24 protein-coding genes are annotated in these 25349 nt (G+C 61.6%); 8 read left to right on the forward strand and 16 right to left on the reverse strand.

The window, feature by feature from the left end:
• Nucleotides 1–74: 74 nt before the first annotated feature.
• Nucleotides 75–557 carry a glycine zipper domain-containing protein gene (locus ACYCCG_RS15815; protein ID WP_104960602.1) on the forward strand — a complete coding sequence of 161 codons (483 nt, stop codon included), beginning with the start codon at nucleotides 75–77 and terminating at the stop codon, nucleotides 555–557.
• 52 nt (nucleotides 558–609) lie between these two features.
• Here ACYCCG_RS15815 and ACYCCG_RS15820 read toward each other — a convergent pair whose 3' ends face one another.
• From ACYCCG_RS15820 to hslO, 3 genes are all read right to left on the reverse strand, one after another.
• Nucleotides 610–1050: an acyl-CoA thioesterase gene (locus ACYCCG_RS15820; RefSeq protein WP_176683646.1), complete on the reverse strand. Its 441-nt coding sequence runs from the start codon at nucleotides 1048–1050 to the stop codon at nucleotides 610–612.
• 275 nt (nucleotides 1051–1325) lie between these two features.
• Entirely contained in the window at nucleotides 1326–2867 is a 1542-nt protein-coding gene (locus ACYCCG_RS15825) for a phosphoenolpyruvate carboxykinase (protein ID WP_176685249.1), read from the reverse strand.
• Nucleotides 2868–3046: 179 nt separating this feature from the next.
• Entirely contained in the window at nucleotides 3047–3946 is a 900-nt protein-coding gene (hslO, locus tag ACYCCG_RS15830; RefSeq protein WP_103443305.1) for an Hsp33 family molecular chaperone HslO, read from the reverse strand.
• A gap of 119 nt (nucleotides 3947–4065) precedes the next feature.
• On the opposite strand from hslO, the gene ACYCCG_RS15835 reads away from it, so the two are divergent.
• Nucleotides 4066–4860, forward strand: a complete 795-nt coding sequence (locus ACYCCG_RS15835; RefSeq protein WP_176685250.1) for a phosphatase PAP2 family protein — start codon at nucleotides 4066–4068, stop codon at nucleotides 4858–4860.
• Nucleotides 4861–4887: 27 nt separating this feature from the next.
• Here the strand turns inward: ACYCCG_RS15835 and ACYCCG_RS15840 are convergent, their stop codons facing one another.
• The gene (locus tag ACYCCG_RS15840; RefSeq protein WP_021782600.1) at nucleotides 4888–5289 is read right to left on the reverse strand and encodes an RNA-binding S4 domain-containing protein; all 402 of its coding nucleotides are present in this window, start codon (nucleotides 5287–5289) and stop codon (nucleotides 4888–4890) included.
• A gap of 109 nt (nucleotides 5290–5398) precedes the next feature.
• Between ACYCCG_RS15840 and rimB the strand changes: the two genes are divergently transcribed.
• Nucleotides 5399–5881: a retropepsin-like aspartic endopeptidase RimB gene (gene rimB, locus ACYCCG_RS15845; protein ID WP_028697326.1), complete on the forward strand. Its 483-nt coding sequence runs from the start codon at nucleotides 5399–5401 to the stop codon at nucleotides 5879–5881.
• On the forward strand, nucleotides 5878–6783 hold the full coding sequence (gene rimK, locus ACYCCG_RS15850) for a 30S ribosomal protein S6--L-glutamate ligase (RefSeq protein ID WP_021782598.1): 906 nt from the start codon (nucleotides 5878–5880) through the stop codon (nucleotides 6781–6783). The genes rimB and rimK overlap by 4 nt, the downstream gene beginning before the upstream one ends.
• Before the next feature lie 90 nt (nucleotides 6784–6873).
• Here the strand turns inward: rimK and ACYCCG_RS15855 are convergent, their stop codons facing one another.
• Entirely contained in the window at nucleotides 6874–8187 is a 1314-nt protein-coding gene (locus ACYCCG_RS15855; RefSeq protein ID WP_176685251.1) for an ATP-binding protein, read from the reverse strand.
• A 13-nt stretch (nucleotides 8188–8200) separates the two neighbouring features.
• Nucleotides 8201–8941: an osmolarity response regulator transcription factor OmpR gene (gene ompR / locus ACYCCG_RS15860; protein ID WP_012270052.1), complete on the reverse strand. Its 741-nt coding sequence runs from the start codon at nucleotides 8939–8941 to the stop codon at nucleotides 8201–8203.
• Between the two features lie 217 nt (nucleotides 8942–9158).
• Between ompR and ACYCCG_RS15865 the strand changes: the two genes are divergently transcribed.
• From ACYCCG_RS15865 to ACYCCG_RS15880, 4 genes are all read left to right on the forward strand, one after another.
• A complete protein-coding gene (locus ACYCCG_RS15865) occupies nucleotides 9159–11483 on the forward strand; it encodes a Tex family protein (RefSeq protein ID WP_021782596.1) in 2325 nt (774 codons plus the stop codon).
• Nucleotides 11483–11866: a PaaI family thioesterase gene (locus ACYCCG_RS15870; RefSeq protein ID WP_021782595.1), complete on the forward strand. Its 384-nt coding sequence runs from the start codon at nucleotides 11483–11485 to the stop codon at nucleotides 11864–11866. Before ACYCCG_RS15865 ends, ACYCCG_RS15870 begins: the two co-directional genes overlap by 1 nt.
• Before the next feature lie 153 nt (nucleotides 11867–12019).
• Complete coding sequence (gene gshA / locus ACYCCG_RS15875; RefSeq protein WP_245354971.1) at nucleotides 12020–13597, forward strand: glutamate--cysteine ligase; 1578 nt, start codon at nucleotides 12020–12022, stop codon at nucleotides 13595–13597.
• Nucleotides 13597–14229, forward strand: coding sequence for a TetR/AcrR family transcriptional regulator (locus ACYCCG_RS15880; RefSeq protein ID WP_339534234.1), 633 nt, complete (start codon nucleotides 13597–13599; stop codon nucleotides 14227–14229). The genes gshA and ACYCCG_RS15880 overlap by 1 nt, the downstream gene beginning before the upstream one ends.
• A gap of 142 nt (nucleotides 14230–14371) precedes the next feature.
• On the opposite strand, the gene ACYCCG_RS15885 is transcribed toward ACYCCG_RS15880, so the two are convergent.
• From ACYCCG_RS15885 to epsC, 10 genes are all read right to left on the reverse strand, one after another.
• A complete protein-coding gene (locus ACYCCG_RS15885; RefSeq protein ID WP_003255829.1) occupies nucleotides 14372–14587 on the reverse strand; it encodes a TOBE domain-containing protein in 216 nt (71 codons plus the stop codon).
• Nucleotides 14588–14614: 27 nt separating this feature from the next.
• On the reverse strand, nucleotides 14615–15427 hold the full coding sequence (gene ssuB, locus ACYCCG_RS15890) for an aliphatic sulfonates ABC transporter ATP-binding protein (protein ID WP_176685256.1): 813 nt from the start codon (nucleotides 15425–15427) through the stop codon (nucleotides 14615–14617).
• On the reverse strand, nucleotides 15424–16221 hold the full coding sequence (gene ssuC / locus ACYCCG_RS15895; protein ID WP_209968763.1) for an aliphatic sulfonate ABC transporter permease SsuC: 798 nt from the start codon (nucleotides 16219–16221) through the stop codon (nucleotides 15424–15426). Before ssuC ends, ssuB begins: the two co-directional genes overlap by 4 nt.
• Before the next feature lie 10 nt (nucleotides 16222–16231).
• Nucleotides 16232–17380: an FMNH2-dependent alkanesulfonate monooxygenase gene (gene ssuD / locus ACYCCG_RS15900; RefSeq protein WP_339443442.1), complete on the reverse strand. Its 1149-nt coding sequence runs from the start codon at nucleotides 17378–17380 to the stop codon at nucleotides 16232–16234.
• 59 nt (nucleotides 17381–17439) lie between these two features.
• Nucleotides 17440–18405 carry a sulfonate ABC transporter substrate-binding protein gene (locus ACYCCG_RS15905; RefSeq protein ID WP_459671085.1) on the reverse strand — a complete coding sequence of 322 codons (966 nt, stop codon included), beginning with the start codon at nucleotides 18403–18405 and terminating at the stop codon, nucleotides 17440–17442.
• 85 nt (nucleotides 18406–18490) lie between these two features.
• Complete coding sequence (gene ssuE / locus ACYCCG_RS15910) at nucleotides 18491–19084, reverse strand: NADPH-dependent FMN reductase (protein ID WP_459671087.1); 594 nt, start codon at nucleotides 19082–19084, stop codon at nucleotides 18491–18493.
• A gap of 219 nt (nucleotides 19085–19303) precedes the next feature.
• Complete coding sequence (locus ACYCCG_RS15915; RefSeq protein ID WP_459671089.1) at nucleotides 19304–19942, reverse strand: peroxiredoxin; 639 nt, start codon at nucleotides 19940–19942, stop codon at nucleotides 19304–19306.
• Between the two features lie 165 nt (nucleotides 19943–20107).
• Nucleotides 20108–21442 (reverse strand): OprD family porin, encoded by a 1335-nt coding sequence (locus tag ACYCCG_RS15920; RefSeq protein WP_339534241.1) that lies wholly within the window; start codon nucleotides 21440–21442, stop codon nucleotides 20108–20110.
• A 484-nt stretch (nucleotides 21443–21926) separates the two neighbouring features.
• On the reverse strand, nucleotides 21927–23888 hold the full coding sequence (betT, locus tag ACYCCG_RS15925; protein WP_176685299.1) for a choline transporter BetT: 1962 nt from the start codon (nucleotides 23886–23888) through the stop codon (nucleotides 21927–21929).
• Nucleotides 23889–24199: 311 nt separating this feature from the next.
• Nucleotides 24200–25132, reverse strand: coding sequence for a serine O-acetyltransferase EpsC (epsC, locus tag ACYCCG_RS15930; RefSeq protein WP_176685262.1), 933 nt, complete (start codon nucleotides 25130–25132; stop codon nucleotides 24200–24202).
• Nucleotides 25133–25349 lie beyond the last annotated feature (217 nt).

Here is a 25349-nt window from a genome sequence, read left to right on the forward strand (position 1 = left end):
ACTCGTCGGATTTCCGTTGCCAGCCACGCCTCTTAGCCTCAAATTCGCCTCGTCATCCCTATGAGGCTCTCTTGATGAAGAAGTACTCCTCGATTCTGTTGTTGTCTTTCAGCTTGCTCAGCGGCGTTGCCATGGCAGGCGGCACCACCGAGGCCGGCATTGGCGGCGCACTGGGTGGGGTACTGGGCTCTGTCGTGGGCAACTCCATCGGTGGCAGCACCGGCGGCGCCATTGGTGCCGGTCTGGGCGGTGCGGCAGGTGGCGCTCTGGGCGCAGACAAACGCCAGCGTGGTGAAGCCGCTATCGGCGGCGCGCTGGGCGCCGCAGGTGGTAACGTGGTCGGTCGCTCCGTGGGCGGCACCACGGGTAGCTACATTGGTGCGGCAGCCGGCGGTGGTGCCGGTGGTGCGCTGGGTAACTACCTGGGCAAAGAGGCCGACAAAGACGATTACCGCGATGGCCGCCGCTATCGTCGCGGTTACGACGACGACCGTCGTCACTGGGACCGTGGCCGCCACTACGGCCACCGCAAGCACAAGCGCCACTGGCGCGACTAACGCCTGGGGCCCTGCCCCGGCAACAAAACCCCGCCCCTGCCAGCGGGGTTTTTTATGCCTGTCGCTCCAGCACAAGGCCGGACAGGATCACCTGCAGCGCCTCTGGCAACGCTACAGGCCGGCCACTGGCGCGCTCGATGAACACCTGCACCACCGTACCTGCCGCGCACGCGTCCGGCTCGCCCGGACGGTACAGCGCCAGCCGGTACTCTACCGTGCTGCCCGCCAGACGCGTCACTCCCAACCCCACCTCCAGCAAATCCGGGAAGCCCGGCAGAGCATAGAAATCCGCAGCCGAACTGACCACGAAGGCGGCCAGTTCACCGTGTCGCAGGTCCAGTTCCGCCTGCTCGACGAGAAACGCCTGTATCGCGGTTTCGAAGAAGCCGTGCACCGTTGCACCGGCGATGTGGCCGTTCAGGTCGTTGTCCTGGGGGCGGGTAAGGATCGGGTGAAAGTGAGAGAAGGCAGTGCGCTGAGGGGCTTCGGTCATCTGGCTGGCTCTTGTCTTCGCAATGGATGCTGACAGTGAAACAGAAAAAACAGACTTTCGCTGCCTATGCGGGCCCCTTCGCGGGCAAGCCCGCTCCTACAACGGCCTGCGCCCACCACCGATCAGTGTGTAGGAGCGGGTTTACCCGCGAATACGATGGCGGCTGCGACGGTGAACCACGGGTGGAAATTGGCCAGCAGGTCCGCCCCTTTCGCGGGCCAAACCCACAAAAAAGCCGCCCCTGGGGGCGGCTTCTCGTTGCGGCTGAGCTCGGCTTACAGCTGCGGGCCAGCGGCCTTGATGGCGTCGGAAACTTCGAACTTCTTGAAGTTTTCGATGAACAGCTTGGCCAGACCTTTGGCAGCCTCATCGTAGGCCGCTTTGTCAGCCCAGTTGGTGCGCGGGTTGAGCAGTTCGGTTTCAACGCCCGGAACAGCCTTCGGCACGTCCAGGTTGATGATGTCCAGGTGCTCGGTTTCGGCACCGACCAGTGCGCCGCTCTGGATTGCAGCGATCACGGCACGGGTAGTGGGGATGCTGAAGCGCTTGCCAACGCCGTAACCACCACCGGTCCAGCCGGTGTTGACCAGGTAGACCTTGGAGTTGAAACCGTTGATACGCTTGATCAGCAGCTCGGCGTACTCGCCAGCCGGACGCGGGAAGAACGGTGCGCCGAAGCAGGTGGAGAAGGTCGACTTGATGCCGCCGCCCGAACCCATTTCAGTGGAACCGACCAGCGCAGTGTAGCCGGACAGGAAGTGGTAGGCCGCCTGCTCGTTGTTCAGGATCGAAACCGGAGGCAGAACACCGGTCAGGTCGCAGGTGAGGAAGATCACTGCATTAGGCTCGCCGCCCAGGTTCGCTTCCGAACGCTTGGCAACGTGCTCCAGCGGGTAGGCCGCACGGCTGTTCTGGGTCAGGCTGACATCGGTGTAGTCGGCGTGCTTGTTGGCGTCGAGAACGACGTTTTCCAGTACTGCGCCGTGCTTGATGGCTTTCCAGATGACCGGCTCGTTCTTCTCGGACAGGTCGATGCACTTGGCGTAGCAGCCGCCTTCCATGTTGAAGACAACGCCTTCGCCCCAACCGTGCTCGTCGTCACCGATCAGGTAACGGCTTTCGTCAGCCGAAAGGGTAGTCTTGCCAGTGCCGGACAGGCCGAAGAACAGGGTCACATCGCCTTCTTCGCCGATGTTGGCCGCGCAGTGCATAGGCAGTACGTCGACAGCCGGCAGCAGGAAGTTTTGCACCGAGAACATGGCTTTCTTCATTTCACCGGCGTAGCGCATGCCAGCGATCAGCACTTTCTTCTGGGCGAAGTTGATGATCACGCAACCGTCGGAGTTGGTGCCGTCACGCTCAGGTTCGCACACGAAGTTGGCGACGTTGAGGACCTGCCACTGGTCGCGGCCAGCCGGGTTGAACTGCTCCGGGTTGATGAACAGGCAACGACCGAACAGGTTCTGCCAGGCAGTCTGGGTGGTCATCTTCACCGGCAGGTAGTGCTCGGCTGCAGCCCCTACGTGAACATAGGAAACGAAGTGATCCTGGGCGTTGTTGAACGCCTCGACGCGAGCCCACAGGGCATCGAACTTGTCAGCCGGGAACTTGCGGTTGATCGGGCCCCAGGAAATGGCGTCCTGGGTGGAAGGTTCTTCGACGATGAAACGGTCAGCCGGCGAACGGCCGGTACGGTGACCAGTCTCCACGACCAGTGCGCCAGTATCGGCTAGTACGCCTTCACCGCGTTGCAGCGCTTCTTTTACCAGCTCATCGACGCTCAGGTCGGTGTACACGGTGTTGTTGGCTTGCGTCATGAGATACCCCATCCGGCCCGAGGCCGAGTGCTCCAAACGTTTTGTAGTTGTCTTGAAAAAACTACTACAGCGAAAAAAGTGGCCGGATTATGCCAGAAACGCCCAAAAAAAGTAGGCCCCTCCTGTCAGAACTGCGCTTTTGCGCAATTCGACAGGAGATTATCCTGAGCTTTAACGTTTCAGTGACGAGTTTCTGAGGCCACGTCAGTACCGCCACCCGCAAACAGTTGCGCCACATCGCTGGCATCGAAGAAGTAGCGCTCGTTGCAGAACTGGCAATCGATCTCCACCGTCCCGCCACACTCTTCCACCAGCGCCTTGGCGTCGTGTTCGCCCAGACTGACCAACGCATTGCCGGAGCGTTCCCGCGAACAGCTGCAATTGAAGCGCAGAGGCTGAATATCGAACAGGCGCACGGCATCTTCGTGGTACAGGCGGTGCAGCAGGGTTTCGTTGCCCTCTGTCCACTCTTCCGGCTTGAGCGTCTTGGCCAGGGCCACTACGTGCTGCCAGCTGTCTTCGCGCTCTTCATCATCCGGCTGGCGATCACGCGGCAGTTGCTGCAGCAATAGCCCACGGGCCTTGCCGCCTTCGGCATTGAGCCAGAAACGGGTATTGAGCTGCTGCGACTGGACGAAGTAGTTGGTGAAACATTCCGACAGGTTGGCGCCATCGAGGTCGACGGTCCCCTGGTAGCGCTGGCCCTTGACCGGGTCGATGGTCAGGGTCAGGTGGCCGTCGGGCATCAGCTGCGACAGGGTGGCACCCGCCGGAATCTGGTCCGCTTCGTAGCGGGCCATGCCGCGGATCTCGCGGTCGCTGGAACATTCCACCATCAGCAGCGGAATCGGCCCAGCCGAACGCGCCTGCAGAATCAGCAGGCCATCGAACTTCATCGCCCCCACCAGCAAGGCGGTCGCGGCCATCAACTCGCCGAGCAGCACCTTGACCGGCTGGGGGTACTCATGACGCGCCAACACTGCGGCGTAGCTGTCATCGAGAGACACCCACTCGCCGCGCACATCGCGCTCGTCGAAGATGAAACGTTGGGTGAAATCGGTATCAGGCAATTCGCTCATAGGTTTTGGCTATCTGAAAATGATGACAAAATGGTTACAAGGGTTGTCGCGAACCTGCGAGAGCCCATGACAGAGCGCTCACACGGCGCTCCGATTTCTGTTTGCAATAGAGGTATTTTATGGACAATCGACCACTGTTCCAAGCAAGGTGGTCCTGGGGGCCACTGGCAGCCTGTACGCTGCTTCCCATCGCTCTACTGTGTTTCTGGTTATGGCCCATTGGCCAGATCCTGTGCCTGACTTTCGACGAGTGGCTGTTCCGCAGCCTGAACGCACCACTGGCAGACAATACTGCCTGGCGTAATATCTGGGCACTTGGCAGCCTGCGCCCGTTCGATATCGTCGTCGGTCTGATCCTGCTGGCAGTGCTCATCCGTGGTGACTGGGTGTTCAAGGCCGCTCAGGTTCGCCAGGCATTTTTCGGCTTTCTGGTCACGCTACTCCTCTTAGTGGTGATTCGCGCGCTGTTTTCCAAGTGGGTGGATGCAGCCGGGTGGCAACACAAGAGCCCATCGATGATCTTCGACGACGTCGTGCACCTGAGTGACTATTACCCGAATCTGGAGGCTGCCTGGGAACTCAAGGACCGTTCCAGCAAGAGTTTCCCGGGTGATCACGCCTCGGTGCTGTTGGTCTGGGCGCTGTTCATGAGCGTGTTCAGCCGCGGCCTTTTGCAGTACCTGGTTGTCTGGGGGTTGGCGCTGCTGTTCATGCTGCCACGCCTGGTAGCCGGTGCCCACTGGGGGCAGGACGACTACATTGGCGGCTTGCTGATGGCGGTGCTGGCGTTGGGCTGGAGCTACTACACGCCGCTGGCGGCCAAAGGCAGCGAGGCGTTGATGCGCTGGACAGCGCCGTTGTTCAAGCTGCTGTCCACGTTACCGCTGGTCGGGCGAATGGCGGTGTTCCGTTAGATGCCTGGGGCTGCACGGCAGCCCCATTCAATCGTAACTTCCATGCAGCTGGTGGATCTGCCGCCGCTGCTTCTTGGTCGGCCGGCCATCGGTGGTCACGCCCATGGCCCCGGCCTTACGCATCTCAGCGGCCTGTTCACGGCGACGCACACTTTCTTCGGTTTCCTCGTACAACGTCTGCGCCTCCGGGGCACCACGACGCACCATTGACAGCGCCTTCACCACCACGGTGCGCTCATCGAACCCGGTACGCAGTACGAACTCGTCGCCCACCCGAGGCTCCTTGCCAGGCTTGCAGCGTTCGCCCCGACAATGCACCTTACCACTCTCGATCGCCGCCTTGGCCAGCGCTCGGGTCTTATAGAAGCGCGCCGCCCATAGCCATTTGTCCAAGCGAACCTTGTCGTCGTCTTCGGCTTTTTGTGCCATCCCGTTACCTCGGATTCTGTCTTTCATCGAACTGTACTACCTTCACATACGGATGCAAAAAGTCCCCGCCGTGCTTAAAGTTCACCACCTCATTCGCAGGGTGCGCTTCGTGAAGACATTTGACCATTTGACTGTGATCGGCCTGCGGGAGTGGGTCGCCCTGCCTGACCTCGGCGTGGCCGGGCTGCGCGCCAAGATCGACACCGGTGCCAGCACATCGAGCCTGCATGCCACCGAGGTGGAACCCTTCGAGCGCGACGGCCAGCCCTGGGTTCGCTTCACTGCGCACCTGGGTTCGGTGGTGCAGTTGCGTCACCGCCGCTGCGAAGCACCGCTGGTGACCATGAAGACCATCAAGAGCTCCAACGGCCACGCCCAGACTCGCTACGTCATCCGCACGTCATTGGCGCTGGGTGATGGTGTGTGGGAGGTGGAGTTCACCCTGGCCTGCCGCAAGAGCATGCGCTACCGCCTGTTGCTTGGCTCCAAGGCTTTGATACACGGCCAGCTGGTGGTCAACCCCGGCCTGAAATACGTACAAGACAAACCGGCCTTCCCGGCCACCCTTTCCCCTGTCACAGGTGCTGCATGAAGATCGCTGTGCTGTCGCGCAATCCGCGTCTGTATTCCACCCGCCGCCTGGTCGAAGCCGGTACCCAGCGTGGCCACGAAATGGTGGTGATCGATACCCTGCGGGCCTACATGAACATTGCCAGCCACAAGCCGCAGATCCACTACCGTGGCAAGCCGCTGGAAGGCTTCGATGCGGTGATCCCGCGCATAGGTGCTTCGGTTACGTTCTATGGCTGCGCGGTGCTGCGCCAGTTTGAAATGATGGGCGTATACCCGCTCAACGAGTCGGTCGCCATTGCCCGCTCGCGCGACAAGCTGCGCTCGTTGCAGCTGTTGTCGCGGCGCGGCATCGGCCTGCCGATCACTGGTTTCGCCCACTCGCCGGACGACATCCCCGACCTGATCCAGATGGTCAACGGTGCCCCGCTGGTGATCAAGGTGCTGGAAGGCACCCAGGGCATCGGCGTGGTGCTGTGCGAAACTCCCCAGGCGGCCGAGTCGGTGATCGAAGCGTTCATGGGCCTCAAGCAGGACATCATGGTTCAGGAGTACATCAAGGAAGCCGGTGGCGCAGATATTCGATGCTTCGTGGTAGGCGATAAGGTAATTGCCTCGATGAAGCGTCAGGCCAAGCCGGGCGAGTTCCGCTCCAACCTGCACCGAGGTGGCGTCGCCAGCCTGATAAAAATCACCCCTGAAGAACGCATTACCGCAATTCGGGCGGCCAAGGTGATGGGGTTGAGCGTGGCGGGCGTGGACATCCTGCGCTCCAACCACGGGCCGTTGGTGATGGAGGTAAACTCGTCACCGGGGCTGGAGGGCATTGAAGTCACCACGGGCAAGAACGTGGCCGGGATGATCATCGAGCATCTGGAGAAGAATGGCGGGCCCAATCAGACCCGGACCAAGGGCAAAGGCTGATTCAGCCTGTACCGGCCTCTTCGCGGCTAAAGCCCCACAGGTACTGCACAACCCCTGTAGCGGCTTCAGTCACGAAGAGGCCAGTGAGCCTCACACAGCATTACGCGGCAGCAGCAGCCCCAGCGGCAACCTGACCCGCGCCTCGATCCCGCCGCCAGACCGGTTACGCAACTCCACATTCCCGCCATGTTGCGCAGCAATCCGCTTGACGATCGCCAGCCCCAGCCCGGTGCCCTTGCCACCCCGCGCCCGGTCACCGCGAATGAACGGGTTGAAGATGGTTTCCAGCTCCGACTCGTCAATACCGGCACCGCGGTCCAGCACGCTGAGCACCACATACGGCGCACTCTCATCCCCCGACACATAGGCAGCCACCTCGACCCCCTTGCCAGCATGGTGCAGGGCGTTGCCGATCAGGTTGCCCAGCATGCGCTTGAGCGAAACCCGGCGCAGCGGAAACGGTGGAATCGGCTCCAGGCACAGGCGCACGCGCTCTTCCGGCTGGTTGTACGGAGCCACCACCTCACGCACCAGATCAGCAAGGTCGACCTCCTCCACCGGCTCGTCACGGCCATCGCGGATGAAGGCCAGGAACTGGTCGAGGATCGCGTCCATGTCCTCGATATCGCGAACCATGTCATCGCTCAGCTCGTTGTCGCTGTTCAGCAACGACAGCGACAGGCGCAGCCGCGTCAGTGGTGTGCGCAAGTCGTGGGAAACCCCGGCCAGCATCAGCTCGCGCTCACGCCCGGCCTGCTCGACATCTTCGGCCATCTGGTTGAACGCCTTGTACACCTCGGTCATCTCGCTGGGGGTATCGCTGATCGGCAGGCGCACACTGCGCCCCTGGCCAAGCTGGCGGGCGGCGAACACCAGGCGTTTGAGCGGCTGGTTCAACTGGCGCACAAAAATCCACGCCGAGGCGGTGGACAACAAACCAATGGCCAGGAACCAGCCCAGCACGTTCCAGATCTTCTGCCCGCGCAAGGGGTGCGGGTACAGCGGCACCTTCAGCCAACCTGGGCCAAGGCTTGGCGCATTGACCCACAACGCCGGAGGCGCATGAATGCGCAACCGCACCTCGGTGTCTTCACCCAACTCGGCCTGCATCTGCCGTTGGTAGATTTCACTGTAAGGCCAATGCTGCTCACCTTCGGGCACACCCGAGCCGGTCACCCGGATAAGGCCTGCCGCCTCGGCGATCTTGTCGCGGTTTTCTTCGTCGGCGGCCCAATAGGCGCGCAAGGTCAGCGCTACACCATGGCTGTACTGACGGTCGACCAGCACGTCCTCGTTCATCAGCAGGTAGACCAGGGTCAGCGCCTTGGAGAACAGAACGACGATCAACACCAGCCACAGGGTGCGGGCGAAGAAACTTTGCGGAAACCAGAGCGGTGTTTTCATCGACGTCCAGGCATCATTTTCCGGCGTTTCCGTCCGGTACGAACACGTAGCCCACGCCCCAGACAGTCTGGATGTAACGCGGCTTGGACGGGTCCGGCTCGATCATGCGACGCAGGCGCGAGATCTGCACGTCGATGGAACGTTCCAGCGCATCCCATTCGCGGCCGCGCGCCAGGTTCATCAGTTTGTCGCGGGTCAACGGCTCGCGGGCGTGCATCACCAAGGCCTTGAGCACAGCGAACTCACCAGTGGTAAGCATGTGCACTTCGTCGCCACGCTTGAGCTCGCGGGTAGCCAGCGACAGTTCATAGTCGCCGAACGTGACCGATTCATCTTCGCTGCCCGGCGCTCCCGGCACGCTCGGCGCCTGGCGGCGCAGCACCGCCTTGACCCGGGCCATCAACTCGTCCGGGTTGAACGGTTTGCCCAGGTAGTCGTCGGCGCCCAGCTCCAGGCCCTTGATGCGGCTGAGCTCGTCGCCCTTGGCGGTCAGCATGATGATCGGGATCTGGTTGTTCTGCTGGCGCAGTCGCTTGCACGCGGACAGGCCGTCCTCACCCGGCAACATCAGGTCGAGCACCACCAGGTTGAACACCTCGCGCTGCAGCAGACGGTCCATCTGCTCGGTGTTGGGCACTGCACGGGCACGGTAGCCCTTGCTGGTGAAGAAACGTTCCAGCAGGCTGCTCAGCCCCGGATCGTCGTCGACGATGAGAATCTTGTCACCTTCAGCGGTGTTTGGCGTGCCGGTCATGAATAACTCCTCTGATATCGCCGCGCATTATGGCGTAGCCATTGCTGCACGTTGCGTGAGCATTGTTAGCAGATTTTTCCCCCGGCGCCAGTTCCGGCTGGCCGGGCGCCATCACCGCAAGCCGTTTGCGATGGGTATAATGCGCGGCTTTCATCCAGCGCCGCCGGGCAAAAGGCCCACAGGCGACCCCCGTATTCACAAATGTCAGGTGGTTTACATGGACAGCATCAACAGCCGTATCGCCGAGGAACTGGGCGTACGCCCACAGCAGGTCGAGGCGGCCGTGAGCCTGTTGGACGAAGGCTCGACCGTGCCCTTCATCGCCCGCTACCGCAAGGAAGTGACCGGTAGCCTTGACGACACTCAGTTGCGCCACCTGGAAGAGCGTCTGCGCTACCTGCGCGAACTCGACGAGCGCCGCGCCAGCATCCTTTCCAGTATCGAGGAACAGGGCAAGCTGACCCCGGAACTGGCCCGCGAGATCAAGCTGGCCGACACCAAGACCCGCCTCGAAGACCTGTACCTGCCCTACAAGCAGAAGCGCCGCACCAAGGGCCAGATCGCCCTGGAAGCCGGCCTTGGCGAACTGGCCGATGGCCTGTTCAACGACCCGACCCTGGCCCCGGAAAGCGAAGCCGCACGCTTCGTCAACGCCGAAAAGGGCGTGGCCGACGTCAAGGCCGCGCTGGAAGGCGCCAAATACATCCTGATGGAGCGTTTTGCCGAAGACGCCGCCCTGCTCGACAAGCTGCGCAGCTACCTCAAGCAGGAAGCCGTGCTCAGCGCCCGCGTCGTGGCCGGCAAGGAAGAAGAAGGTGCCAAGTTCCGCGACTATTTCGCTCATGACGAGTTGCTGCGTACTGCACCGTCGCACCGTGCCCTGGCGATCTTCCGCGGGCGCAACGAAGGCGTGTTGAGCGTCTCGCTGAAGGTAGGCGAAGAACTGCCCGGCACCCTGCACCCGTGCGAACTGATGATCGGCAACCACGTCGGCATCGAAAACCGCAGCCGACCGGCCGACAAGTGGCTGGGTGAAGTGGTGCGCTGGACCTGGAAGGTCAAGCTGTACACCCACCTGGAAACCGACCTGTTCGGCGAACTGCGCGACAATGCCGAAGGCGAGGCGATCAACGTGTTCGCCCACAACCTGCACGACCTGCTGCTGGCCGCCCCGGCCGGCCCGCGCGCTACCCTGGGCTTCGACCCGGGCCTGCGCACCGGCTGCAAAATCGCCGTGGTCGATGCAACCGGCAAGCTGCTGGACCACACCACGGTCTATCCGCACGCGCCGAAGAACGACTGGGACCGCACCATTTCCATCATGGCCGCACTGTGCGCCAAACACTCGGTGGAACTGATCGCCATCGGCAACGGCACCGCCAGCCGCGAAAGCGACAAGCTGGTGGCCGAGCTGGTCAAGAAATATCCAGCCTTGAAAATCACCAAGATCATGGTCTCCGAAGCCGGTGCTTCGGTGTACTCGGCATCGGAACTGGCCGCCCGCGAGTTCCCGGACCTGGACGTGTCGATCCGCGGCGCCGTGTCGATCGCCCGCCGCCTGCAGGATCCGCTGGCCGAACTGGTGAAAATCGATCCGAAATCCATCGGTGTCGGCCAGTATCAGCACGACGTCTCCCAGCTGAAGCTGGCACGTGGCCTGGACGCGGTGGTCGAGGACTGTGTGAACGCCGTGGGCGTGGACGTGAACACCGCTTCGGTGGCGCTGCTGACGCGCATCTCCGGCCTAAATGCCACGCTGGCACAGAACATCGTCGCCCACCGCGATGCCAATGGTCCGTTTGCCACCCGTGCAGCGCTGAAAAAGGTCAGCCGCCTGGGTGAGAAAACCTTCGAGCAGGCCGCCGGCTTCCTGCGTGTGATGAACGGCGACAACCCGCTGGACGCCTCTGCGGTGCACCCTGAGGCCTACCCGCTGGTGCAGCGCATTGCTGCCGATACCGACCGCGACATCCGTTCGCTGATTGGTGACAGCAGCTTCCTCAAGCGCCTGGACCCGAAAAAGTTCACCGACGAAACCTTCGGCCTGCCAACCGTCACCGACATTCTGCAAGAGCTGGACAAGCCCGGCCGCGACCCACGTCCGGAGTTCAAGACCGCCACCTTCCAGGACGGCGTCGAAGACCTCAAGGACCTGGAACCGGGCATGATCCTCGAAGGCGTGGTGACCAACGTTACCAACTTCGGTGCCTTCGTCGACATCGGTGTGCACCAGGACGGCCTGGTGCATATCTCGGCGCTGTCGGAGAAGTTCGTCAAAGACCCGCGTGAAGCCGTCAAGGCCGGCGATGTGGTCAAGGTGAAGGTCATGGAAGTCGACATCCCGCGCAAACGCGTCGGCCTGTCCATGCGCATGAGCGACACCCCGGGCGAGAAGGTCGAAGGCAATCGCGGTGGCAACCGTGGCAATGGCGGCAATCGCCAGCAGCAGGCACCGCGTCAGCGCGAAACCGCCACTGCCGCCCCGGCCAACAACGCCATGGCAGCCCTGTTCGCCAACGCAAAGCAGTTGAAGAAGAAGTAATGGACGTACCACGTGAATACGTCGAAAGCGCCTTCAGCCAGCTTCTGGGCTGCCGCCTGCAACACCTGGACACCGGTGTTGCCGAGGTAGCCCTGGCGCTCGAGCCACATTTGCGCAACCGTGGCCAGAAGCTGCACGGCGGGGCGATCTTCAGCCTGGTGGATATCGCCATGGGCCTGGCCTGCTCGGCCAGCCATGGCTTTGACCAGCAAAGCGTCACCATCGAGTGCAAGATCAACTACATGCGTGCCGTCAGCGACGGCGAAGTGCTGTGTACCGCCCGCGTGCTGCACGCCGGGCGGCGCACGCTGGTGGTCGACGCCGACGTAGTCCAGGGCGACAAGCTGGTGGCCAAAGCGCAAGGAACCTTCGCGGTTCTCTAGCTCACCAAGCAATATCTGCGGTATTTTCAGCAGTGCGCTGGCACTGCTGGAACCGCGTAAACCAGGCGACAACGCCAGTTCCTTTCTTCCTACCCTTGTAGACCGTTATCTCTACCCCCATATTGGGGCGACTGACGCGTGAAGGAATACATCTTGAGCGACCTCCTCAACCGCCGCCTGAGCCTGCTCGGCGCCAATCTCCCCCTGCTCAAGCAGTGCCTGCACGGTATTGAGCGCGAATGCCTGCGCGTGACCGACGAAGGTCGCCTGGCCCAGACCCCGCATCCGGAAGCACTGGGATCGGCGCTGACCAACGAGCAGATCACCACCGATTATTCCGAGTCGCTGCTGGAGTTCATCACCCCGGCGCTGGCCGACCCGGCCAAGGTGCTCGAAAGCCTCGAGGAGACCCACCGTTTCGTCTACAGCAAGCTGGGCGACGAATACCTGTGGAGCCCGTCGATGCCATGCACACTGCCGGCCGAGGAGGACATCCCGATCGCCGAATACGGTAGCTCGAACATCGGCAAGCTCAAACACGTCTACCGCAAAGGCCTGGCCCTGCGTTATGGCCGCACCATGCAGTGCATCGCCGGTATTCATTACAACTTCTCGCTGCCCGAAGCGCTTTGGCCATTGCTGCGCGAAGACGAAGGCAGTTCGGAAAATGACCGCGACTACCAGTCGTCGGCCTACATCGCGCTGATTCGTAACTTCCGCCGCTACAGCTGGCTGCTGATGTACCTGTTCGGCGCCTCGCCGGCACTGGACAAAGGCTTCCTGCGTGGCCGCCCGCACCAGCTCGAGGAGCTGGATGCCGAAACCCTGTTCCTGCCCTACGCCACCAGCCTGCGCATGAGCGACCTGGGCTACCAGAGCAATGCCCAGGCCGGCCTCACTCCCTGCTACAACAACCTGGCCAGCTACACCGACAGCCTGCGCAAGGCCGTTGGCACGCCCTACCCGCCGTACGTTGAAGTCGGCACGCATGTGGATGGCGAGTGGGTTCAGCTGAACACCAACATTCTGCAGATCGAAAACGAGTACTACTCGAACATTCGCCCCAAGCGGGTCACCTACTCCGGCGAACGGCCGATTCAGGCCCTGACTTCACGCGGTGTGCAGTATGTGGAAGTGCGTTGCCTGGACATCAACCCGTTCCTGCCGGTCGGCATCGACCTGACCGAGGCACGCTTCCTCGACGCATTCCTGCTGTTCTGCGCGCTGGAAGACAGCCCGCAACTGGACAACGGTGAGTGCGGCCAGTGCACCAGCAACTTCCTGACCGTGGTCAAGGAAGGTCGTCGTCCGGGCCTGGAGTTGCACCGCAATGGTCAGCCAATCAGCCTGAAGGACTGGGCCAGCGAGCTGATCGAGCGTATCCGCCAGTTGGCCAACCTGCTCGACCAGGCGCAAGGCTCTGATGAGCACGCCAAGGCCCTGGATGCCCAGCAGGCCAAGGTCGACGACACCTCACTGACCCCGTCTGCCCAGGTGCTGGCACGCATGACCGAGCATGACGAGAGCTTCGTCCAGTTCTCGCTGCGCCAGAGCCGTGTGCACGCCGAGACTTTCCGCGAGCAACCACTGAGCAACGAAAAACAGCGGGCATTCGAGACGCTGGCCCGCGAGTCGCTCGCCAGGCAGTCCGAGCTGGAACAGGAAGAAGTCGGTGACTTCGACCTGTTCGTCGGCGCCTACCAGGCCAGCATCCTGGCAATCAGCAGTTGATGAACCGCACCACCACCCCGCGCAAACCGCGCGCCAGCAGCCAGGCCAGGATCGAGGCGATCCTGGCGGCGGCGCGTGAGCTGTTGGCCGAGCAAGGGGTGGCGGCACTTTCTATCTACAGCGTGGCCGAGCGGGCGCAGATTCCGCCCTCGTCGGTGTATCACTTCTTCGCCAGCGTGCCGGCCTTGCTGGAGGCGCTGACTGCGGATGTACACCGGGCGTTTCGCGAAGCCCTCAGCGCACCGATCGACAGCAGCGCGTTCAGCACCTGGCACGAGCTGTCACGGCTGATCGAAGAACGCATGCTTGATATCTATAACGAGGATGCGGCAGCGCGGCAGCTGATCCTGGCGCAACATGGCCTGAGTGAGGTGGTGCAGGCCGACCGGCAGCACGACATGGAACTGGGCGACTTGATGCACAAGTTGTTCGAACAGCATTTTCACCTGCCGGTGATGCCACTGGATGTGGATGTGTTTGCCCTGGGCATGGAATTGAGCGACCGGGTGTATGCACGGTCGGTGCAGTTGCACGAGGCGATCACCCCGCGCATGGCCGAGGAAGGCAAGCGTGTATTCGAGGCGTATCTGGGGTTGTATCTGCCGCCGTATCTGGCCAAGCGTTCCAGCTGAGAAATTTGGGGCCGCTTGGCGGCCCTTCGCGGGCACGCCCGCTCCCACAGAGCCCGCGCGCACCCTGGAGCTTGCGAAGTACCTGTGGGAGCGGGCGTGCCCGCGAAGGGCTACAAAGCAGCCCCAATATCGAGCAGCCGCATCACAGCTTGGCGATAGACACTTCAGTCGACTTCACAAAGGCAATCACTTCACTGCCCACCTGCAACTCCAGCTCCCGCACGGAACGGGTGGTAATCACCGAAGTGACGATACCCGAAGCCGTCTGCACGTCGATTTCCGACAGTACCGGGCCTTCGAGGATTTCTTTCACAGTACCTTTGAACTGGTTGCGAACGTTGATGGCTTTGATAGTCATGGTTTGCTTCCTTTTGGCTTCCGGGATTCAGTGCGCCCAACGCAGTTGCGTGGGCAGAGGGGCTACAGGGTCCGGCTCGGGCGCAGTGCCCGGGGCGGACAGCACACGGTTGAGCACTTCGCTTTCCAGCGCGGCCAGGCGGTGTGAACCACGCGCCCGGGGCCGTGCCAGGTCAACAGTGAGGTCGAGCCCGACCTCGCCGTCCTCGATCAGGATCACCCGGTCAGCCACGGCAACCGCCTCGCTGACATCGTGGGTGACCAGCAGCACCGTGAAGCCGTGCTGACGCCACAGGCGCTCGATCAGTTGCTGCATCTCGATACGGGTCAATGCATCCAGCGCACCCAGCGGCTCGTCCAGCAACAGCAGGCGGGGCTGGTGAATCAAGGCTCGGGCCAAGGCCACGCGCTGCTTCTGGCCACCCGAGAGCGCTGCCGGCCATTCGTTGGCGCGGTCGGCCAGGCCAACCGCCTCCAAGGCCTCCAGCGCACGCGAGCGCCAGTCGCCAGACAGCCCAAGGCCAACGTTGTCGATCACCCTCCTCCACGGCAGCAGCCGCGCGTCCTGGAACATCAGGCGGGTTTCTTCACGGGCCTCTTCCAGCGGCGCGGCACCAGCCAGCAACTGACCAGCGGTGGGCTGGTCCAGCCCGGCCAGCAGCCGCAGCAAGGTGCTCTTGCCGCAGCCGCTGCGGCCGACGATAGCCACGAACTGGCCGGCCGGGATGTGCAGGTCGAGGCCCTTTAACACGTCGCGCTGGCCAAAGGCCTTGCGCAGGCCCTTGGAGGCCAGCGGGATGCCACGCAGCAGGCGTGGCGGCTGTTCCTTGAACACGGTCATGCGCCCTCCTTCCTGGCAACTTGATAGGCCGGGTGCCAGCGCAGCCAGGTACGCTCCAGGCCTCGGGCGGCAAGGTCGGCAAACTTGCCGAGCACGGCGTACAGGACGATGGCCAGCACGACCACGTCGGTCTGAAGAAATTCGCGAGCATTCATGGCCAGGTAGCCGATGCCTGCGTTGGCCGAAATGGTTTCGGCAACAATCAGCGTCAGCCACATGAAGCCCAGGGCAAAACGCACACCCACCAGGATCGAAGGCAGCGCCCCAGGCAGGATCACCTGGCGGAACAGGCCGAAGCCGGACAAGCCATAGCTGCGCGCCATTTCCACCAACGCTGGGTCAACGTTGCGAATGCCGTGGTAGGTGTTCAGATAGATCGGAAACAGCGTGCCCAGCGCGACCAGGAAGATCTTTGCCGACTCGTCGATACCGAACCACAGGATCACCAGCGGGATCAGCGCGAGGTGCGGCACGTTGCGAATCATCTGTACCGAGCTGTCGAGCAGGCGTTCGCCCCAGTTCGACTGGCCAGTGATGAAACCCAGTACCAGGCCGATGCTGCCGCCGATCACAAAGCCCAGGCCTGCACGCCAGCCGCTGATGGCCAGATGGGTCCAGATTTCGCCGCTGCGCACCAGCTCGACGCCAGCGCTTACCACTGCGCTCGGTGCCGGCAGGATACGCGTCGACAGCCAGCCAGCGCTCACGGCCAGCTGCCATATTGCCAACAGCAGCACCGGCAGCGCCCACGGCGCCAGGCGCTGGGTCAGGTTGGAGGAAGTTGCACGACTCATGGCCCGGCCCTCAGCTCTGCGACACGGATTTGGGCAGGATGTCGTTGGCCACCATCTCGCCAAACGGGCTTACGTAGCCACCGGATTTCGGTTGCTCCGGGCGTTGCACATCGAGGTGGGGGAACAGCAGTTCAGCCACCCGATACGACTCTTCCAGGTGTGGATAACCCGAGAAGATGAATGTATCGATCCCCAAGTCGGCATATTCCTTCACCCGCGCCGCCACCGTCGGGCCATCGCCCACCAGCGCGGTGCCAGCCCCGCCACGTACCAGGCCAACGCCCGCCCACAGGTTGGGGCTGACTTCCAGGTTGTCGCGCTTGCCGCCGTGCAGGGCAGCCATGCGTTGCTGGCCCACCGAGTCGAAGCGCGCCAGCGAAGCCTGGGCACGAGAGATGGTGTCATCGTCCAGGTGTGAGATCAGGCGGTCGGCGGCTGCCCAAGCCGCTTCGTTGGTTTCCCGCACAATCACGTGCAGGCGAATACCGAAGCGGACTTCGCGCCCCTGAGCAGCTGCTTTTTCGCGCACCTGAGCAATCTTCTCGGCAACGGCTGCCGGTGGCTCGCCCCAGGTCAGGTACAGCTCGACCTGTTCGGCCGCCAAATCCTGAGCGGCCTCGGACGAGCCGCCGAAATACAGCGGTGGGCGTGGTTGCTGAATTGGCGGGTAGAGCAGCTTGGCGCCCTTTACCTGGATGTGCTTACCGTCGTAATCGACGTTTTCGCCTTCCAGCACCTTGCGCCAGATACGGGTGAACTCGACCGAAGCTTCGTAGCGCGCCTGGTGGTTCAGGTGCAGGCCGTCACCCGCCAGCTCGTCCGGGTCACCACCGGTCACCAGATTGAACAGCGCACGGCCATTGGACAAGCGATCGAGGGTGGCCGCCTGGCGTGCTGCCACGGTGGGCGAAATGATGCCCGGGCGCAGCGCTACCAGGAACTTCAGGTGCCGGGTCACGGGGATCAGCGACGCGGCCACCAGCCAGGAGTCCTCGCAGGAGCGCCCGGTCGGGATCAGCACCCCACCAAAACCAAGGCGGTCGGCGGCCTGCGCGATCTGCTGCAGGTAACCGTGATCGACCGCTCGTGCGCCTTCGGAAGTGCCCAGGTACTTGCCGTCACCGTGGGTTGGAAGAAACCAGAAAATGTTAAGGCTCATTGGAGTCGTCTCCTCAAGGGTGGCTCTAGCCGGAGCGGCGCCCCGGCACAGGCAGTCAATCAAGGCGCGCTAGCGACCTTGGCCGGGGGTGTCCAGATCACGTCCTTGATGCTCAGCGGCTTGGGAATAAGCTTCAGCGCCTGGAACGTATCGGCGATCTTCTGCTGCGCGGCCACCACGTCCGGGGTCAGCGGCGCAGCGCCGTAGCCTTGGCGCTTGACCGAGGTGAGGGTGACGTCGGCAGGCAGGCCGAGCAGCGGGGCGACTTGGTCGGTCACTTCCTGCGGGTTGGCCTGGGACCATTCACCCACGGCGCGCACTTCCTCGATCACGGTGTTGATCACCGCAGGGTGCTGTGTCGCATAGTTGCGGGTGGCGAGGTAGAACTGGTGGTTGTCGACCAGGCCCTTGCCGTCACGCAGGGTGCGCGCTTGCAGTTGCTGCTCGGCGGCGGCCTGGTACGGGTCCCAGATCACCCAGGCATCCACGCTGCCGCGCTCGAAGGCGGCGCGGGCGTCGGCCGGTGGCAGGTAGACAGGCTGGATGTCGCTGTACTTGAGGCCGGCGTCTTCCAGGGCGCGGACCAGCAGGTAGTGCACGTTGGAGCCTTTGTTGAGGACGACCTTTTTACCCTTGAGGTCCTTCACCGCCTGGATGGGCGAGCCCTTGGGCACCAGGATCGCTTCGCTGTGCGGCGCTGGCGGTTCGTAGGCGACATAGAGCAGGTCGGCGCCAGCGGCCTGAGCGAACACAGGCGGGGTCTCGCCGGTTACGCCGAAATCGATGGAGCCGACGTTCAGACCTTCAAGCAGCTGCGGGCCGCCGGGGAATTCGGTCCATTGCACCTGTACTCCCTGCTCGGCCAGGCGCTTCTCCAGCGTGCCCTTGGCCTTGAGCAGCACCAAGGTGCCGTATTTCTGGTAACCGATACGCAGGCTCTCGGCCTGGGCTTGAGTAATGGCGCCGAAGGACACAGCCGCCGCAAACAGGGCGACCAGACCACGACGCAAGAAGACTGTGCGCATGGCGCTCTCCTGTGCGAATGGGGTTCGGGTTGCACCTGCTTGCCTCGTTAACGGGCGAGTAAGGTGGTGAAGCGGGTAATGCCGGTCAGATGCTCCAGCGAGCGCTGATCAGACGTTCGTTCAGTACGCCGGGCGCCACGGGGTTCGGCCGACGGGCCAAGGCCGAGTGAAAGGTTTCCAGCGAGTCCTGCAGGCGCTCTTCCAGCGCCTGCACCAACTGCGCGGGCTTTGTGCCTTCTGCGTGAGCCACCTGGCTGTCGTCAGCGAAGATCCCTTGCAGGGTCTCTTGTGCCTTGAGTGCCGACAGCACCGGCTTCAATGCGTAGTCCACCGCCAGCAGGTGGGCGATGCTGCCGCCAGTAGCGATCGGCAACACGACCTTGTGGGCCAGTGCGCGTTCGGGCAGCAGGTCGAGCAATGTCTTCAGCGCACCGGCAAACGATGCTTTGTAGACAGGGGTAGAAACGATCAGGCCATCCGCCTGGGCCACCAACTGCTGGAAGTGTTGCACTTGGGGGCTATCGAAACGGGCATGCAACAGGTCTTCGGCGGGGAAGTCACGCACCTGAAAGGTCACCACTTCAACGCCGCGCTCCTGCAGCCACTGGCGCGAACGCTCGAGCAGCACGCCGGAGCGTGAACGGAGACTTGGGCTACCACCGATTGAGACGACCAGCATTGCTGCGCTTCCTTGTGTTCTGTTGGAGGTAACATTAACAGCCGCTTTATATATCTAGAAATCATATTTATTCATTTGTTTATTCCATTATTGTCTTTATCCGCGAGTGCCTCTTCGCGGGCGCGCCCGCTCCCACAGGTTTTTTACAGGCATAAAAAAGGGCCGTCGAAACGGCCCGAAAATCCCTGCTTGGCTAAGAGCAATGCAACGAGGATTCCATTAACGATTGGGCTGAGGGGTCAGGCGCAGATAGGGTTTGACCGCCCGGTAACCTTTGGGGAAGCGCTGCTTGATCTCCTCCTCATCCTTAAGCGAAGGCACGATCACCACCTCGTCGCCGTCCTGCCAGTTACCTGGTGTGGCGACCTTGTGGTTGTCGGTCAGTTGCAGCGAGTCGATCACCCGCAAAATTTCATTGAAGTTGCGCCCGGTACTGGCCGGATAGGTGATGGTCAGGCGCACCTTCTTGTTCGGGTCGATGATGAACAGCGAGCGCACGGTCAGGGTGTCGCTGGCGTTCGGGTGGATCAGGTCGTACAGGTCGGACACTTTGCGGTCGGCGTCGGCGATGATCGGGAAGTTGACCACGGTATTCTGTGTTTCGTTGATGTCATCGATCCACTTGTGATGCGAGTCGACCGGGTCCACCGACAGGGCGATGGCCTTGACCCCGCGCTTGGCAAATTCGTCCTTGAGCTTGGCGGTCAGGCCCAACTCGGTGGTGCACATCGGGGTGAAGTCTGCCGGGTGGGAGAACAGCACCCCCCAACTGTTGCCCAGCCACTCGTGGAAGCGGATCTTGCCTTCGCTGGAGTCCTGTTCGAAATCGGGGGCGATATCGCCGAGTTTGAGGCTCATGGGCTGCGGCTCCTTGGCTGGGTTCTGTACCGTAGGGGTTCAATGTGCCTGCAATCGATCAAGAATAAAAGGAATAAATAACAATTTATTTATAACCAAAATACATACTGATCTGCAGGCATAAAAAAGCCTCGCATCAGGCGAGGCTTCTTGTTCAGCTACGGCTTACAGGAAGTTGTAAGTGTAGTTGAAGATCAGGCGGGTCTGGTCCTGGTCAGCCAGCGAGCTGGTGCCGGTGCCACGGTAGACGCCGTGACGCAGGCTGGCGCCCAGGCCCTTGAAGGTGCCGTCCTGGATAACGTAGTCGACCCGGGCGTCACGTTCCCACTCGCTGAAGTGGCCGTTGCCATCGCGGTTCTTGCCATCTTCACCTTTCAGGTAGGAAACCGACGCTTTCAGGCCCGGCACACCCAGGCGAGCGAAGTCGTAGGCATACTGACCGAAGGTGGTGTTCTCACCGGCCTTGGCGAACTGGTTGATCATGCTGTCGGTGAACAGGTAGAAGCTGGAGCCGCTGGCGCCTTCGTTACCGCCGTTGCCGTCAAGCACGCTGCCCTGGTTCAGCCAGACGAAACCACCGTCATCACTGACTTGCTGATGGCCCAACATCAGCGAATGACCACCCAAGGTGTACGTGAACATTGCGGACCAGGTCTTGTTGTCGACCTCGCCGGTGTTTTTGGCGTAACCCTTGTTGTTATCGAAGTTGTAACCACCACTACCGTTCTTGCCGTCGCTGCTGCTGTCGAAGTAGCGCAGGTCGGTTTTGAACGACTGATCGTCAGCGATTTTAAATACATGGGTCGCGCCCAGGAAATGCTGCTTGTAGAAATCTTCCAGGTTCGAATAGTAGTACTGCAACGTCAGGTCTGGAGTGAGCTTATAGTCCAGGCCACCATAGCGGAATTTGTTGCTGTCAGCAGATGCGCCGGCAACGGAAAGCCCTGTGCGGTTGCTCGAAGCACGACCCATGGCGTGAGTCAGCTGGCCAGCATTGATGGTCAGGTTGTCGATTTCCTTCGACTGGATGGTGCCACCCTCGAAGGTTTGAGGCAGCACACGACCGTCGTTGGCGACCAGGATCGGCAGGTTAGGCGCCAGCGCACTACCGTAGTGCACTTCGGTTTTGGAGAAGCGCGCTTTTGCGTTAGCGCCGAAACGAGCCCACTGGTTTACAGAAGAGCCATTGCTGTCGTCTGGCATGAAGCCGCTTTTGTGGTAGCCACGGCCACCATCCAGGTGGATACCCCACAATGCCTGGGCATCAACACCAAAGCCAACAGTCCCCTCAGTGAAACCCGAAACATAGTCAAGCTTGAAACCTTGACCAGTTTCGCGCTGATCCGGACGAACAGTACCGTGGGCTTCACGGTTGTTGTTGTCGTAGTACATGGTGCGCGAGCTGAGCGACAGTTTGCTGTCTTCAACGAAACCGGCAGCGCCTGCTTGCTGGGCGAGAACCCCCAGTGCCACGGCCACAGCCAGGCTGGACTTGTACATGTTTTGCTCCTCTACGTTCTAATTTTTGTGTATCTCTGGCGGAGGGGTCTGATGCCCCGCTCACCGGGATGGGCGATTTAGTCCCAAAGCGTGACCATCAAGTCAATCGTTTCTAAACGTTTCGCGACTTTGGTCTAAGACGCCACCTGCACTACAGGATAATGACAATCCTATAAAACCAAAATGACCGTTTTATGAATTTGTAAGATTTTTAAGGAATATGTTAGAAATTTTTACTACCGATCACTATAGAATCGCAACTAATAATAGCTTTTAGCTATAAGCAAACGTTTGCTTATAGCCTGCTGAGTTTCGTTCTTGATTAGCGCGGGAGTGGCTGACCTACGGAGGCGATCCCCTGTAGGCCAGCGGCATTGCGACGTGGAATGCGGGATGGGTTGACCGCGACGCACGACAGCCCTGCAGGATGAACCTGCATGTGCAGCCTTGTGCTGTGAATGGGCCGCAGAGCGGCCCCGTCGGTCTAGCGGACCAAATGCAGGTACTGCATGTGCCGCTCGTACTGGTCGAGGATGTCGTTGATGATCTGCTCTTTGCTGTAGCCCACCAGGTCATAGTTCTGGCTGCCTTCGCTCAGGTGCACCTCCGCCCGGTAATAGCGGCGGTTCTTCAACTCCTGCGTACCCAGCCCCCCCAAGGCGAACGATGGTGTGAAATAGCCACGCATCTGCACCTGGTAAATGAACGGCTGCTCCTCGCCATGGCCAATCTTCAGGCTGACGTTGTCATGGCTAGGGTCGTCCTGGGTAATCAGTGCCAAGCCCTTCTGCTCGAACACTTCACGCACATCGGCAATCGCCGGGCGCACCACATCGTCCATGAAGCGGTACACCTCATCACGCGACGGGAAGTGCACCGCCTGGCTCAGGCGATGGCGCCAGCCGCCACGGCCGCGGCGTGACTGGGCGAACGGGGCCAGCGAGTGCATCTGCGCGATCTGCCGTTGCGACTCCAGGTAGAACGCCTTGTGCAGCCCCCACATCATGCACAGCAGAATCAGCGAGAACGGCAGCGAAGTCAGTACCACTGCAGACTTCAGCGAATCGATGCTGCCAGCGAACAACAGCGCACTGGTGATCAGCGCAGTCATCGCCCCCCAGAAGATACGCAGCCAGTTCGGCCCATCCTCATCAGCTCCCCCACCCTTGGCCGACAAGGTCGACAGTACCACGGTGCCCGAGTCCGCCGAGGTGACGAAGAACACGAAGCTGATGAACACCGTGGTGGCGATTACAGCCTTGCTCCAAGGGTAAGTTTCCAGCAGCAGGTACAGGCTCATCGACGGGTTATCCAGCGCCGATTGGCCCAGCGCGGTCATGCCGTGGTTGATCACCTGGTCCAGGGCGCTGTTGCCGAAGATAGACATCCACGCCAGGGTAAAGCCCAGCGGGATCAGCAACACGCCAAAGACGAACTCGCGAATGGTGCGGCCCCGGGAAATGCGGGCGATGAACAGGCCCACGAACGGCGCCCAGGCAATCCACCAGGCCCAATAGAACACGGTCCAGCCGCCCAGCCAGCCACGGTTTTCACCATAGGCATACACGTCGAAGCTCTTGCGCGGCAATGCACCCAGGTAGTCGCCCAGGTTCTGGATCAGCGTGTTGAACAGGTGCTGGGTAGGCCCGGCAAACAGCACGAACAGCAGCAGCGCACAGGCCAGGAACAGGTTGATATCGCTCATCACCCGCACGCCCTTCTCCACCCCGGCCACGGCGACGGCCACAGCCGCGCCCATCATCAGGGTGATGAGGATCACCTGCACCCACTGGCTGTGGCTGATGCCGAACAGGTAGTCCAGGCCCGCGTTCAGATGCAGCACCCCAAAGCCCATGTCGGCACCCAGGCCGAACACCGTGGCGATGATGCCGAAGCCGTCCACCGCATAGCCGATCGGGCCGTTGATGCGCTTGCCAATCAACGGGTACAGCGCCGAACGCAAAGCCAGTGGCAGGTTGTGCCGGTAGGCGAAATAGGCCAATGCCATGCCGACGAAGGCAAACACCCCCCAGCCATGCAGGCCCCAGTGCAGGAACAGGATCTGCATCGCCTGGCGCCCGGCCTCGACCGTGCCTGCTTCGCCTTGGGGCGGTTGCAGCATGTGGGTGAGCGGTTCGGAGACACAGAAGAAGAACAGCGTGATGCTGATGCCGGCGGCGAACAGCATGCCGGCCCACGACAGGTAGCTGAACTCGGGTTCGTCGTGGTCGGCACCGAGTTTGATCTTGCCGTAGCCAGACAAGGCGGTGACCACCACGAAGACCAGATACAGCGTCATCGCCAGCATGTAGTACCAGCCGACCGTGTTGGCCGCCCAGTTCTGCGCCGCCAGCAACCAGTCACCTGCGGCTTGCGGGTTGGAGATGACTACCAGGCCAAAGATAAGGATGAAACTCGCCGCAAAGTAGAACACCGGGGGGTTCATGCGGATCTTGCCATTGGCAAGGGAAGGGTTCGGTGCACTCATCGGGCGTGCACCTCGTCGAATGACGTGAGGTTCGGAATGAACGGGTTCAGCAAAGGAATCCTCCTGTTGAACACCGGCAGCGGACCAGCGTTTTTTCATTGAACAAGCGTTCAAGTTAAACATGGATCGGATTTCAATGCGAATTGGGGCGCTGATTGGTGTCGTCCTGCTCCGGCCTTTTCGCGGGTTAGCCCTCCCCTACATTGGTATGTTCTTTGTAGGAGCGGTTTGCCCGCGAAGAGGCCAGCACAGGCAATTGCAATGCGGGATCAGTTCTTGTCCTGGCAATCCAGCTGCAGGTTGGCCTGAGTAATGTTGCTTTCTGCCGGCACACTGCGGGTCAGCCACACATTACCGCCAATGGTCGAACCCTTGCCGATGGTGATGCGCCCCAGCACCGTGGCCCCGGCATAGATCACCACATCATCCTCGACGATCGGGTGCCGTGGCAGGCCTTTGTGCAGAGTCCCCGACTCATCGCTGGGGAAACGCTTGGCGCCCAGGGTCACCGCCTGGTAGATGCGCACGCGCTCGCCGATGATCGCGGTTTCACCAATGACCACACCGGTGCCGTGGTCAATGAAGAAGCTCGGGCCGATCTGCGCGCCCGGGTGAATGTCGATGCCGGTGGCCGAATGCGCCAGCTCAGAGCTGATCCGCGCCAGCAGCGGCAGGCCAGCCTGGTACAGGTGGTGCGCCAGCCGGTGGTGGATGATCGCCAGGATGCCCGGGTAGCACAGCAGCACTTCATCGACGCTGCGCGCCGCCGGGTCACCGTGGTAGGCGGCCAGCACATCGGTGTCGAGCAGTACGCGCAGTTCCGGTAGCGCAGCGGCAAAGCCCTGGATCAGGCCCAGCGCACGGGCGTCGACCCCAGCCAGCTCAGCCTTGCTCTGTCGTGCCGCATAGCGAAGTTCAAGACGAGCCTGGGCCAGCAGGGCGGTCAGCGCGGCATCCAGGGTATGGCCGACGTAGAAGTCTTCACTTTCTTCGCGCAGGTCGACTGGCCCCAGGCGCATGGGGAACAGCGCGCCGCACAGTTGCTCCAGAATTTGCCGCATCGCTTCGCGCGACGGCAGTTCGCGCCCGCCCTGCTCGCCAATGCTGCGGCCATTGCGGGTGCGCCATTGCTCACGGGCCCCGCGCAGGCCAGTGACAATGCTCTGCAACTGCCAATGCGCGGATGAAGGTTGTTCGCTCACGGTTTTCTCCTGCCGTATAGGCCATCTGATTTTGTCGCCAGGCCCGCGAAAGGACCGAACCTGCCTACATGCAGTCCACTTTACGGCAAATCCAAGGCTTGGAAAAAACAACGCTTTATTCCATCCTGCGCTAAGTCAGGCATAAGCCGCGATGACGGGGTGGGGATCGTCACCTACCCTCAAAGCAGCCAATCCTATAGTCGCCACCTCACTACCT

The organism is Pseudomonas sp. VEM90 (assembly GCF_054611535.1).